Here is an 11,935-nt window from a genome sequence, read left to right as displayed (position 1 = left end):
GGCTCAGACCCTCTGGTGGGTCTTCTCGAACTTCATGGTGAGGTGGTCGCCCGAAGTGATCGGGGCGTACTTCGGGGCCACGCCGGGTTCGACGCAGGTGGGGAGCACCTCGATGACGGCGTCGTAGTTGGGTTGGTGGAAGAAGACGATGGACATGCGCTCGGTGTTGGCCACCACGTCACGGGGCGGGTTGGCCACCCGGTGGCGGGTGGAGATCCACTGGTCGTTGGTCCACTGCGCCATGAGGTCGCCGATGTTCACCACGAGCGCCCCGGGGATCACCGGGACGTCCTTCCAGTCGCCGTCCTGGGTGAAGACCTGCAGACCACCCGGGGCCTCCTCCGGCCGCACGATGGTGAGGCTGCCGTAGTCGGTGTGGGCTCCAGCGCGCATCTGCCCCGGCAGCGGCGGCTCGTCGCGGTGCGGGTAGTGGATGGCCCGCAGCATCGAGATGTCCTTGTCAATCTTGTCCTCGAAGAAGTCCTCGGGCAGGTCGAGGCCGAGCGCGAAGCCGCGCATGATCGTGCGGCACAGCGCGTCGGCCGCCTCGAAGTAGTCCTCCCACGCCAGCTGCATGCGCGCGGGGTGCTCGGGCCACTGGTTGGGGATGAAGTGGGGGCCGGCCACGTCCACGGAGAAGTACGGGTCGTCGGACTCCACGAACGGGCCGACGTCGAACTTCTCGTGCAGGTCACCGGGGGCGGAGGTGTCCTCGTTGTAGGCGAAGGCCTGCTCGCCGACGGCGGTGTACCCGCGGACGGTCTTGGGGTTGGGCTGGGCGACCTTGCGCTTCTCGGCCAGGGGCTGGGCGAAGAACTCCTTGGCGGTGTCGTAGACCTCCTTGATCACCGCGTCGGAGAGGCCGTGGCCGGTGATCTGGAAGAAGCCGATCTCGCGGCACGCCGCGTCGAGCTCCTTGCCGACGGCGCGGCGCGCCTCGAGGTCGTCTCCGAAGAGCGGGCTGATGTCGATGACGGGCACGACGCCCACGGTCTGGCTGCTCATGACCTGGTCCTTCCGGCGAGCGGGTCTCGGCCTGACAGGGAGTCTTTCCGCGGCAGGAGGGACCGACAACGACACCGGATCACCGTCAGCGGCGCTGCGACAGTGAAGACCTCACGGTCGAAACACGGCAGTGATCGCCCGGAAAGCCACAGCGCCACGGGCCCCACCGGGCACGAGGGCGCGGCGGGTTCAGGCGTCGCGCCAGGCGTAGTCCATCTGCCGGGCCGTCGCCGTCGCCAGCTCCGGGCTCTCCAGCCGCGCCACGAGGTGCAGTGCCAGGTCGAGGCCGGCGCTGATGCCGGCGCTGGTGGCGAGGTCGCCATGGTCGAGATAGCGGACGTCGCCGACCACGTGCAGGTCAGGGTGGGCGGTGCGCAGGTCGTCGAGGTCCTCCCAGTGGGTGGTGACGGGCCGCTCGTCGAGCAGTCCCGCGGCCGCGAGCACGAACGCACCGGTGCACACCGACGCGACCACTTCGGCTCCCGGGCGGCACCGCTGCAACCACGCCAGTACCGCGGTGTTGGCAGCAACGACGTCGACCACTCCCCCGGGAACGAGGACGACGTCGCAGGTCGGGGCGTCATCCACGCGCACGTCCGCGCCGAGGCGCAGCCCGCCTCGGGCGCGCACACGCGGCGCGGCGTCGTCGTCCTCAGCAGCCTCGGGACGGGCGCTGACGAGCAGCACCTCGAAGGGCGGCTGCGCCCCCGACCGGGCTACCACCCGGTTCGCCACGGAGAACACCTCGAAGGGGCCGCAGGCGTCGAGCACCTCGACCTCGTCGAACAGGAGCAGGCCCACGCGTCGTGTCACCGGCGCATCGTGCCCGATGCCCGTGTGCCCGCCCCGCGAGGCTCGTGGCCACGGAGATGGCTCGCAGCACCGCCGGTGTCCCGAGGTAGATCGACAGCGGGACGACGACGGCGGTCAGGACGGCAGCCCGTCCCACCGGCCCGATGGCGGTCATCGGCGCGAGCAGCCACTGGCCGGCAGCGACGCTGGGGAAGATCACCAACCAGGTCGCGACGGCCCGCAGCCACCGAGGCGTAGGTGGCGCGAGCCGGACGCAGTCACTCACCGCACCGCCACTCACCGCACCGCCACCGGTGAGGTGCCGAATCGCTGCCGGAAGCGCTCGGAGAACCGGCTGCGCGAGAGGTAGCCGCAGGCCTGGGCGATGTGGGACAGGCTCCACCCGGTGGTCTGCAGCAGCATCACCGCGTGGTGCATGCGCACGTCCAGCAGCAGCGCTTCGAAGCTGGTCCCCTCGCGGGCGAGATGACGGCGCAGGGTCGCTTCGCTCACGGACAGCGCCCGGCCAGCCTGCGGGGCGGTCCAGCGCAGTTCCGGAGCATCGGCCACCAGCTCGCGCACCCGGTCGGCCGTGGTGGGTTCGCCGGGAGGCCTGAAGGTATGGCCGCGCTCAGCGAGGGCCAGCAGCAGGTCCAGGATCCGGTACCGCGCCCTGGCGTCACTGACTCGCTCGTCGGCAACGCTGAGGGCCACGTGGGTGAGGGCGGCGCTGAGATCGTCATCGAGGTCCACCTGGCGTACGTCACTGCTCCCGCCGGTGGACGCCCCGGCTAGGACCGCGGGGTGCTCTCGAACCAGAGCACTGATCTGCCGCGGAGCGACATCGAGGAACACAGACCGGAAGCAGCCCTCCGGCCCTCCGGGGAGTTTGACCAGGTCAGCCGTGGTGCCGGCCTCCACCAGCAGCAGTGCCGGCGTTTCCCTGCCCGTCATGCCGAGGTGCTGCGCCGGGTCCGCGCCGAGCCGCAGCTCACCGCTGAGGAGGAGGAGCACGGTGGCCGCCTGGAAACGAAACCGGGGCGTGGTCTGGGGCTGCTGCAGGCGCGGCTGGGCCAGGCGGCACACCCCCGCCCGCGAGACCGGCGGGCCGGAAGGCAGCTGCCACGTCGGCGGGTCTGGCGCCGCCCCGACGGCGCGGAGAGCACTCACCGGCGCAGACGGGGGTTCAGCGTGTAGGTGCCGGTCAGCGCAGCCGTCGCCAGGACCGGCGCCGCGCTGAGTGCGGCACGCACCGCCGCGCCGTCCAGCGTCGTCCCCGGCTCCTCCACCACCGGTAGGGACGGGACCGCGAGCGCGTACAGCGTGAACACGTAGTGGTGGATCAGAGAGTCGTTCCACGGCGGGCAGGGACCGTCGTAGCCGTAGTAGCTGCCGGCCATCGCGGGGTCCGCAGCGAACCAGCCCGTGTAGTCGTTGGTCGCGTGGCGCAGACCACCGGGAGCTTCCGGGCCGGGCTTGCCGCGGGGCACGACGCCGTCGGAGTGCGAACCCGTCTCGATCGCGCGGACCTGCGCGGGGATGTCGAGCAACGCCCAGTGCACGAAGTCGACCCGAGGCAGCGCGGACGGCACCTCGCGACCCTCCTGGTTGACGTCCTCGCCGCTGCTGGGCACGTCCGGGTCGTGGCAGACCAGCACGAAGGACAGCGTGTCCGCGGGGACGTCGTCCCACGCCAGGTGCGGGTTGCGGTTGTCCGACAGCGCCAGGTGCGCGGTCGCATGTGGGACGGCGAAGGCCAGTTCCGCAGGCAGAGGGGCTCCGTCGGAGAAGTCGTCGCTGCGCAGGAGCACGGTGGGTTCCTTTCATCGGGGGCGGGAGCCGACCACGATCGGCACCGACGACGCTAACCTCGGCGAGCAGCACGAAGGGCGCCCGTTCCGATCACCCAGGCGCCTGGGTCGATCAGAACGAGCGCCCTGGGCGCTGAGCGTCAGGCCCCGACGGCAGCGAGAAGGTCGCGGGCGACGACGTCGGGGCGAGTGAACATCGCCTCGTGGCTGCCCTCGCTGGTGATGACGGTCGGGCTGGAGAGGCGCTCCGGGAAGCGCGGCGCCCAACCGAACTCGCCGGGTGGGAGGGCGAGGTCGTCCGGGGAGATGACATAGGACTGTGCGACGTCGAGAGCGGCGTAGTCGATGCGCCCCACGGGGTCGGTCATCGTCGCGTACGGCTGCGGGGTGAGCAGGGAGTGCGTGAGCAGCTGCACCGCCTCGGTCGCGTCCTGGATGAAGCCGCCCTGCAGCACCGGCAGCGGGAAGGTGAGGGAGTTGTCGTCGCTGGCGCCGGCGAGCCCGTCAAACATCTCGCGGTACGGCGGCGGGCACAGGTCGCGCAGCGACTCACCCTCCAGCGGCACGAAGGCGCCGAAGTAGACCAGGTGCGACAGGCGCGGCTCGAGGTCGTGCGCGACGGCGGACAGGACCATGCCACCCCAGGAGTGGCCGACGAGGGAGACGTCGTGGAGGTCGCACTCCTTGACGTAGGCGATGAGGTCACGGGCGACGTCGTCGAGGCCGATGCCGCGGCGGTCGTCGTCGGCACCGAGGCCGGGCGGGGTGTAGGCGTGCACGGTGTGGCCGGCGGCGCGCAGGTGGCTGGCGACGGGCTGCCAGGCCCAGCCGCCGTGACAGGCGCCGGGGACCAGGACGAAGGTGCGGGACACGGGGACCTCCGGGTGGGATCTCGTCATTGGGATCACGACCCATGAAATGTAACGGCTAAGCGTCGGGCAACGCAACAGTGTGGTTAATGGTGGGTGGGCGATAGCACCAACGCCGCCGTGCGCCACAGCTTGGGCCCGTGACCGCTGATCACGGACGCGTCGGCAGGCGAGCGGCAGCGACCGCCGCGGCGAGCTCATCGAGAGTGCGGACACCAAGCTCGTTGTCCGGGCTCACCGGGTGCAGGCCGCCGGTCGCGTCGACCTGCCACGCCGCCTGGTCTTCGTTGAGCTGACCCCACGGCGCCCCTCGCTGACCGCTGACGGCGAGCACGTAGTCGGTGTCCGGTCCGATCGGCAGCGGCCGATCGGTGCAGGTGCCCTGGTTGACCTCGATGGTGTCGCCGATGGCGAGGTCGCCCTTGAGCACCTGGGTGACGCGCACGGTGATGGCCGTGGCAGCAATGCCGGGCAGCTTGTCGATCTCCTCCTGCGACATCCCGTACTGCGGGTTCACCGCCGGATTCGGGTTGTCGGTCGGCGGCAGCGGGCGGATCTCGTAGTCCCTCGACGGCCCGACGGCAGTCACCCTCACGACGGCATCGGCGTCCGCCACGAGCTCGGCAGCGTCGGAGTACCAGTGGTACTCGGCGAAGCAGTGAGGCTCGACGACGGGGATCTCAGGCACGGACGCGTCAGCCGTCGGGCCTGTCGGCAACACGGCGGCTGCGCCCACCACGCTCTGACCACAGCCGGAGAGAAGGACGACGAGGACCGCTGCCGCCGTCCATCCCAGGACTGTTCGCGGGTGACGTGGCATCGGAGTGGCTCCTGTCATCGAGGTGTGAGGGGCAGCGCGGGGAAGAATCACTGGGCGATGAGGGAGCCGCCGGGCAGCGCCTGCGACAGGTCGCCGTCGCGGACCTGGCCGAGCAGCGGCCAGACCACCTGGCCATCAGCGGCCTGCAGGGCGATGCCCTGCGGGCTGGTGACGCGGTAAACGTCCTGGCAGTCAGCCGACTGGCCCGCCGAGGCGTAGATCAGCACGCGCGTCCCCAGTGGCAGCCCCCTCGGAGCCCCGCCGCCTTCACGGGGCACGACGACGAGCACCGTGAACATCTCCTGCTGCCCCTTCACGACCTGGAGGCGGTCGAGGCGCATCACCACCTCGGGGATGGGGGCTGTCTGTCCATCAGGGCATTCGCTCCCTCCACCTTCCGGTGCCATGGCGACGAGCTCGCCGACGGCCACGAGGTCCGCCTCGGAAGCGAGCTCGGTCGGTGTCGTCACTGGGGGGTAGTCGTAGGCGGGCTGCGGTCCCCACGCGGTGAGCAGCGCTGGGGCGTCGACCGGTGGCAGCCTCACGGGGGGACTGCTGGCCCGGGCACTGGGAGCGCCCGGCGTGCCAGCGGCAGCGAAGGTCGGGCCGCGACGGTCGCCGTCGTCGTCGTGCTGAACCACCGTGACACCGACCCCGACAGCTCCGAGGACGACGACGGCCGCCGCCACGGCCAGCACCAGCGGTCGCCGTCGCGACGGCGCAGCAGCACCGACCTGGGTGGCGAGGGCTGCCTGCAGGTCGGCTTCGGCGCGCTCGTCGAGAGCGGTCGGCCGTGCGGGGTTGGCAGCGCGGAGCCTGGCCATGAGCGCCGCGTCGGCGTCGGGCGAGCGGGCCATCAGTCCTCCTCCTGCTCGTGGCTCTCGATCTGCTCGAGGGCGGCGCGGAGTCGCTTGCGCGCCCGGTGCAGTCGCACATGGGCGGTGGGGGTGGAGCAGCCCATGACGCGGGCGGCGGCGGGGACGTCGAGCTCCTCCCAGGCGATGAGCGCGAGCACCTCGCGGTCGGCGTCGGACAGTTGCGCGAGGGCGCGGCGCACGGAGTCGCGGGCGGCGTGATCGGTCGCGTGGTCGTCTGGGGCGGGTGGTGGGTGCTCGCTGAGCCGGTCGGCCGCGGCGGCAGCGCGGCGCTCGCTGCGCTGGTGGTTGCGCAGCACCAGGGCCGCGGTGGCGTACAGCCACGGCAGGCCGCGCTGCTCGGCGATGTCGCGGCGTCGCCAGGCGGTGGTGAACACCTCGGCGGTGACGTCACGGGCCACGTGCTCCACCGCGCGACGCCGCGCGTACGCCAGCACCGCCGGGTAGTGCTGGCGGTAGAACGCGGCGAAGGTCACCTCGGGGTCGCTGCTGCGACTCACTAGCACCTCCGCTCTGGTCTGCACACCCTCATCTGTCCGCCAGATGCCCTCCTCTTACCGGCGTCGCGTCACCGGCTTTGGAGGCGGCCTCTGGTCGCACAATCCCGCCGTCGCTGAGCAGATCCACAGGTGTGTGCACCACGACGACGACGCCGAGGCCCGCCCTGCAACATCGCCGCGGCCGCCACGGGCGCGGGGCGACGAGAACTGGGACGGCCCCTTCGTCAGCGGCTGAACGTGAAGCGGTCGTCAGACGGCGGAGGGGTCTGCGAGCACGTCGAAGCTCTTGATGCGCCGCAACGTCAGGCGAGTGCCCCGCACGTCCAAGTCACCCACGACGACGACGCGATACCCCTCCCGGTGTGCGCGGAGCGCGTCAGCGTAGTCGTCCTCGGACAGGTTGACGGCATAGCGCCGGGTGACGCCGCTGTCGTCATCGACGCCCTCCACTGTCACATCCCCCGCGCCGTGAGCTCCCGAGCGTGCGAGCCGGACGACGAGGCCTGTGACCGTCACACCGTCACGAGATCGGCGCTCGCGCAGGTAGGTTGCGGCCTCAGCGAGCACTGCCTGGTGCGCAGGCGTGATCGTGAGCACGGAGGGCCGCACCGCTTCTTTCCCCCACAGCGGGGTCTGCGCGACGCGAAGCTGGTAGCGGTGGGCTCGGCCCTGGCCTCGGCCGAGCTGCGCGAGGGCATCAAGCTCGGTCGCGTTGCCTGTCACCGCCGCGCTCTGCGCAAACTGCGTCACGTCGCGGTCTCCGTCACCGATCTGCGCAGCGAGAGCCGTTGCCCCGGTGGCAACCGCCCGCACCCGGTCGGTGATACGACGGCCGAGCGGGGTGCCAGCTTCCAGCTCTAGCGCGTCTGCGGAGAGTTCATCACCCGGCAGTTCGACGTCGACGACGAAGCTGCCGGGCCGTGTGCTGACCTGAGCGCGGCTGACGTAGGCCTCGACGTGTTGCGGGCGGCGAGGCGGCAGCACCAACGGGTCTTCGGTCTCCACCCCAACCGCAGCGCCGACCACGAGGTTGCGGACCGCGACCAGGAGGTCCGGTGCCGTTGCCAGGGAGACCTGACCGTCGAAGGCATCGGCAGGCAGGCGGACGGAGAGGCGGTCGGCGCCACCGGTGACGACGTCGTGGCGGACCTCGTCGAGGCCGCGCTTCTCAGCCCACGCGACGACCTTCAGCGACTTCTCGATGAGCTCTGACGCATCCGTCATCGACGGATCCGCGGGAAGGACGGCCTGCAGACCGTGCTGCTCCGTCACGGCTTCCGGTGGCAGCCAGAGCGAGGTGCGGTGGTCGGCATCGACGGGGCGCCACGAGGTGCGCTTGAGGTAGCGGACGAGTGCCTCAAACCCCTGCGAGACCTCAGACATCGTCGGCACCTCCACTCCACGGGTCGACATCGGCGACGGGGGTCGGTGTCCGCACGCCGTGCTGCAACAGCAACCTTCGCAGTCCCTCCGGATCGACGGCCTGCGAGGCAGGCAGTGTCACGCTGACGGTGGAGGTGTTGGTCGTCGGGGGCGCACCTTCAAGTGAGATCCAATGAGCCCTCCCCACGAGCAGGGTCCCGTCCTCGGTGACGCGAACTTTGGCTGCCTCGCCTTCCGGCAGGGACACGACCACCAGCACGCGGCGCACAGCGTGGTCAGTCCTTCTCAGGAGCTCGTACGTCGTCACGTCGAGGTCGTAGACGAGGTCGCCAGCGTCGGTCATCCGAGCGGTGACTGTCGTCTTCACCTGAGCCTTGACGGTCGGATAGGCCGTGCCAGGTGTCAGCTCTCTCAGGACCAGCTCGACGTCGGCCTTCTCGAAGTCCAGCGTGAGCGGCCGACCGTGGAGGATCTTAGCTCCCGAGGCCACCACCTGTACCCACTGCTCGCCGAAGTCGCCCCAATAGGCGTTGTCGGCGGCTGAGGACACGGAGTGATCCTGCACCCCGCCACCGACAGGCCGTCATCTTCGGTGTTCTGTGTGGCCTCAGCGCGTCCGCTCCAGGCGCTGGCGATTCAGCAGGTAGACGTGGTCGCTGAGCGCTTCGATGTCCTCGCGCTGGTGGCTGGTGAACAGGATCGTCCGGCCCTGGTCGCGGTAGCGGCGCAGCAGCGCATGCATCGCCTGGACGCTGTCGGGGTCGAGGGCGTTGAACGGCTCATCGAGGATCAGCAGGCGCTGGTCCTCCATAACCGCCTGCGCCAGGGCCAGCTTCTGCTTCATGCCCAGGGAGTAGTGGCGCACCTTCTGGCGTAGGTCCGGTGACAAGCCCACCTCGCTCATCGTGGCGCGGATCTTCTCCGCGGAGATGACCCCGCGGATCGCGGCCAGCTGCTGCAGGTTCTGGAACCCGGTGCGGTCGGGTAGGTACCCGGGCCTGTCGATGACGACGCCGACGTCACGCGGGTAACCACCCGGCTCAGGGCGGTGGGCGTCGGCGAGTTCCACCGTGCCGGCGTCGGGGCGCACGAACCCGCAGATCACCTTGAACAGCACCGACTTGCCGGCGCCGTTGTGACCGACGATGCCGTGGATACGCCCGGCGCCGAAGTCGGCACCCAGGCCGTCGAAGAGCTGCTGGCCGCGGTAGGCCTTGGTGATGCCGCGCAGGGTGATGACGTTGTCGCTGGTCACAGGGAGCTCCTGACAGGGGCGGGGTGGAGGGCCGTCGCGGTCGCGCGGTCCGGTGAGCAGAGGTGACGGGGCCTGAGGGACCGCACGGCGACGACGACGGCGACCGTCAGCCCCGCCGCGCTGCCGCCGAGCAGGGCGGTGTGCCCCATCGCCGCGGGCCACCCGCCGATGGCGTGTCCGGCGCCGCCCAGGCCCGCGGGCAGGACGGCATGGTCGGCGATACCCGGTGAAGAGGCGACCAGGAACGCGGCGAGCACCGCCAGCGGCCACAGGCTGGTCCGGCTGGTGTCGCTGCTGAGCGCCGAGCCGCTGGCTGCGGTGAGCAGGCAGACCAGGACGACGGCGAGGACGACGACGAGCTGCTGCAGCGCTCCGTTGACCAGCAGCTGGTAGGCCAGCGCGCCGGGGGTGACGCCGGGCAGCAGCTCGCTCGCTGCGCCGTCGGCGGTGGTCAGGCGCAGGGGCTGGCCGGCTGCTGCCATCTGTACCGCCTGCAGTGTCGTCGTCGCGGCGAGAAGGACGACGGGGAGCGCTGCTGCGCCCAGCAGGGGGCCGGTGACCTGACGGGCCACCCAGCGGCGCGGGGTGCCGTGGCGCAGCAGTGCGTGCAAGGACTGGGGTCCGAAGGCGCGGTCGAGGTGGGTCAGGACGAGGTAGCCGTAGCCGAGGGTGGCGATTGAGGAGAACGCCCACAGCAGGGGGCCGGCGCCCTCGGGTGAGGCGGTGTAGAGGGCGGTCACCGAGCAGTCCCACAGCGTCGGGGTCGCTGGCTGCCACGACGCGGCGACAGTGCGCAGGCCGAGCAGTCCGAGGACCACCGCGGCGGCGTAGGTCAGCCATCCGGAGGGCACGCGCGGCAGCCGATCGGCCACGCGGCTCAGGGCCGCGGCCGTGTCGAGCAGCACGTGCTGCCAGCGCAACAGTGCCCAGCAACAGACCGCCAGCAGGATCCAGATTGCGACGGCGCTCCACGGGCCGCCGGGCAGATGAGCAGCAGGAGTGAGCAGCAGCAAACAGGCGGGGTCAAGCCACTCGGGCAGCACCGCGAGCTTGAAGTTGACCAGGATCGCGACCGGGCCTGCCATCGCGCCGGCCACGACGAGGGCGCCCTGCTGGCGGTGCTCCCCGACCAGGGCGACGAGGGTAGCCAGCAGCACCTGCCCGGTCAGCAACGCGGTGCTCAGCAGGATCACCCCTGCCCCAGCGAGGGCCTGCGGGGACAGGCCGCTGGTCGCCAGGTGCGGCAGCAGGTACCCCGACCCCGGCATCTGGCCTGCGGTGGGCTGGAAAGCGGCGAACCACGGCAGGCCCGCCGTGGGCATGAGCGCCGCCAGTGTCCAGGCGAAAACCAGGGCTCCGATGCGGCCCAGGCTGCTGCGGGTGGTGGATGCCAGCCAGCGCGCCCGCGAGCCGTGGCGGATGAGCTCGGCGTGGTCACCACGGCGGGTGACGTGCTCGGCCGCGAGGCCGGCCGCCACAGGCAGCAACACGAAGATCGTGCTGTAGGGGTCAGCCAGGCAGCTGAGGAAGACAGCCCACCCGTCGAGGTCACCACCTTGACGACCCACCAAACCCTCGAGGTCACGTCGCACCGTCCATCCGGAGCCGGCGCTCAGGGCGACCGTGCCCAGCAGGAGCCCTGTCAGCACCAGCGCCGGGCGGCCGACCCCCGGAGCCTGAGTGCCGCTCACGAGAGCACGTCACGGTGGGGCGCACTGCGCAGCACGGAGACGAGCAGCACCGCGGTCAGCGTGAGCAGCACCGTGAACGGCACGAGCACCGTCCACATCGGCTGCTGCGCGAGGGTGAAGGGGAAGACGCTCGTGAGAGGGCCGAAGATGTCCCACCCGGCGAGGGCGGTAGCGAAGGAGCCGAGGTGGTACCCGAGGAGCGGTGCGCTGAGAGCCAGCAGTGGACTGCGGAGGACCACGAGCAGGACCATGGGCAGCACCGTGTAGAGCGCGCCGTTGAGCCCGGCCCAGCCGGCGTGGAGGAGGGCGTAGAGCCACGGCCCCAGGCTCGGACCGGCTGCGAACACCTGGCTGAAGGTGTAGCGACCGGGCCTGGTGCCGACCACCTGCTCAGCCGTCAGTAGCACGGTGTCAGGGTGGAACTGAACCAACCCCATGTGAGGGACCACGCCGAAGGAGACGACGATCGGCACCAATGCGGCGAGCGCGAAGACGACGAAGCCCAGCAGCCCCCCGGCGACGACCTTGGCCAGCAGGTAGCGCCGCACCGGGGTGCGAGTGCGGGTACTGGCCAGGAAGTGGTGTCGCAGTTCTGAGGCCATCGAGGGGGCGGCCAAGGCCGCTGCGAGCAAGGGGAAAGCCATCGGGACGGCGCTTCCGACGAGCAGCGAGGACAGGTCCAGCTCGTCGATGAGCGCGTAGCCAGGGACGACGAACAGCAGCCCCACCGCACTCGGCAACGCCACCACCGCGGCCGCGAGGGTCAGCTGAGGCCAGCGCAGCAGAACGCGGATCTCGCGGCGCACGTCACTGGCCAGTCCCCTGCGAGGGGAGGTGAGGGTGAGGTGGGCCGGGCGTCGCGGCGCGGTGGGTTCGTGGGTTGAGGTGGCGGTGGAGGACATGGCGCTCCGTTCCAAGGGTCGGCAAAGCCAGC

At 71.0% G+C, this 11,935-nt stretch carries 13 protein-coding genes; all 13 read right to left on the bottom strand.

Annotated features, from left to right (window positions below):
- Nucleotides 1–3 precede the first annotated feature (3 nt).
- The 13 genes from BXY45_RS08290 to BXY45_RS23175 all read right to left on the bottom strand — a co-directional run bounded on the left by BXY45_RS08290 (nucleotide 4) and on the right by BXY45_RS23175 (nucleotide 11,903).
- A complete protein-coding gene (locus BXY45_RS08290; protein WP_109773862.1) occupies nucleotides 4–1,005 on the bottom strand; it encodes an isopenicillin N synthase family dioxygenase in 1,002 nt (333 codons plus the stop codon).
- A 189-nt stretch (nucleotides 1,006–1,194) separates the two neighbouring features.
- Complete coding sequence (locus BXY45_RS08285; RefSeq protein WP_109773861.1) at nucleotides 1,195–1,818, bottom strand: DJ-1/PfpI family protein; 624 nt, start codon at nucleotides 1,816–1,818, stop codon at nucleotides 1,195–1,197.
- A 276-nt stretch (nucleotides 1,819–2,094) separates the two neighbouring features.
- Complete coding sequence (locus tag BXY45_RS08280; RefSeq protein ID WP_109773860.1) at nucleotides 2,095–2,967, bottom strand: helix-turn-helix transcriptional regulator; 873 nt, start codon at nucleotides 2,965–2,967, stop codon at nucleotides 2,095–2,097.
- The gene (locus tag BXY45_RS08275) at nucleotides 2,964–3,608 is read right to left on the bottom strand and encodes a YbhB/YbcL family Raf kinase inhibitor-like protein (RefSeq protein WP_109773859.1); all 645 of its coding nucleotides are present in this window, start codon (nucleotides 3,606–3,608) and stop codon (nucleotides 2,964–2,966) included. Before BXY45_RS08275 ends, BXY45_RS08280 begins: the two co-directional genes overlap by 4 nt.
- 140 nt (nucleotides 3,609–3,748) lie before the next feature.
- Nucleotides 3,749–4,480, bottom strand: a complete 732-nt coding sequence (locus tag BXY45_RS08270) for an alpha/beta fold hydrolase (RefSeq protein WP_109773858.1) — start codon at nucleotides 4,478–4,480, stop codon at nucleotides 3,749–3,751.
- 148 nt (nucleotides 4,481–4,628) lie between these two features.
- Entirely contained in the window at nucleotides 4,629–5,165 is a 537-nt protein-coding gene (locus BXY45_RS08265; protein WP_146211134.1) for a hypothetical protein, read from the bottom strand.
- Between the two features lie 179 nt (nucleotides 5,166–5,344).
- Nucleotides 5,345–6,154: a hypothetical protein gene (locus tag BXY45_RS08260; protein WP_109773856.1), complete on the bottom strand. Its 810-nt coding sequence runs from the start codon at nucleotides 6,152–6,154 to the stop codon at nucleotides 5,345–5,347.
- A complete protein-coding gene (locus BXY45_RS08255; RefSeq protein ID WP_170131381.1) occupies nucleotides 6,154–6,672 on the bottom strand; it encodes an RNA polymerase sigma factor in 519 nt (172 codons plus the stop codon). Before BXY45_RS08255 ends, BXY45_RS08260 begins: the two co-directional genes overlap by 1 nt.
- A 249-nt stretch (nucleotides 6,673–6,921) precedes the next feature.
- Nucleotides 6,922–8,055 carry a hypothetical protein gene (locus tag BXY45_RS08250; protein ID WP_146211133.1) on the bottom strand — a complete coding sequence of 378 codons (1,134 nt, stop codon included), beginning with the start codon at nucleotides 8,053–8,055 and terminating at the stop codon, nucleotides 6,922–6,924.
- A complete protein-coding gene (locus BXY45_RS08245; RefSeq protein ID WP_109773853.1) occupies nucleotides 8,048–8,605 on the bottom strand; it encodes a DUF4365 domain-containing protein in 558 nt (185 codons plus the stop codon). The genes BXY45_RS08250 and BXY45_RS08245 overlap by 8 nt, the downstream gene beginning before the upstream one ends.
- 57 nt (nucleotides 8,606–8,662) lie before the next feature.
- Nucleotides 8,663–9,310: an ABC transporter ATP-binding protein gene (locus BXY45_RS23775; RefSeq protein WP_211319359.1), complete on the bottom strand. Its 648-nt coding sequence runs from the start codon at nucleotides 9,308–9,310 to the stop codon at nucleotides 8,663–8,665.
- Entirely contained in the window at nucleotides 9,307–11,001 is a 1,695-nt protein-coding gene (locus BXY45_RS23770) for a hypothetical protein (RefSeq protein WP_211319358.1), read from the bottom strand. The genes BXY45_RS23775 and BXY45_RS23770 overlap by 4 nt, the downstream gene beginning before the upstream one ends.
- Entirely contained in the window at nucleotides 10,998–11,903 is a 906-nt protein-coding gene (locus BXY45_RS23175) for a hypothetical protein (protein ID WP_170131380.1), read from the bottom strand. The genes BXY45_RS23770 and BXY45_RS23175 overlap by 4 nt, the downstream gene beginning before the upstream one ends.
- Between the last annotated feature and the right edge of the window lie 32 nt (nucleotides 11,904–11,935).

The organism is Quadrisphaera granulorum (assembly GCF_003149145.1).
GTDB classification, from domain to species: domain Bacteria; phylum Actinomycetota; class Actinomycetes; order Actinomycetales; family Quadrisphaeraceae; genus Quadrisphaera; species Quadrisphaera granulorum.
This window is presented reverse-complemented; position numbering and strand designations above follow the sequence as displayed.

Bases quoted from the DNA above. Each gene is read 5' to 3' on its own strand.
- BXY45_RS08290 (WP_109773862.1), bottom strand. From the start codon at position 1,005: ATGAGCAGCCAGACCGTGGGCGTCGTGCCCGTCATCGACATCAGCCCG.
- BXY45_RS08260 (WP_109773856.1), bottom strand. From the start codon at position 6,154: ATGGCCCGCTCGCCCGACGCCGACGCGGCGCTCATGGCCAGGCTCCGC.
- BXY45_RS08250 (WP_146211133.1), bottom strand. From the start codon at position 8,055: ATGTCTGAGGTCTCGCAGGGGTTTGAGGCACTCGTCCGCTACCTCAAG.
- BXY45_RS23175 (WP_170131380.1), bottom strand. From the start codon at position 11,903: ATGTCCTCCACCGCCACCTCAACCCACGAACCCACCGCGCCGCGACGC.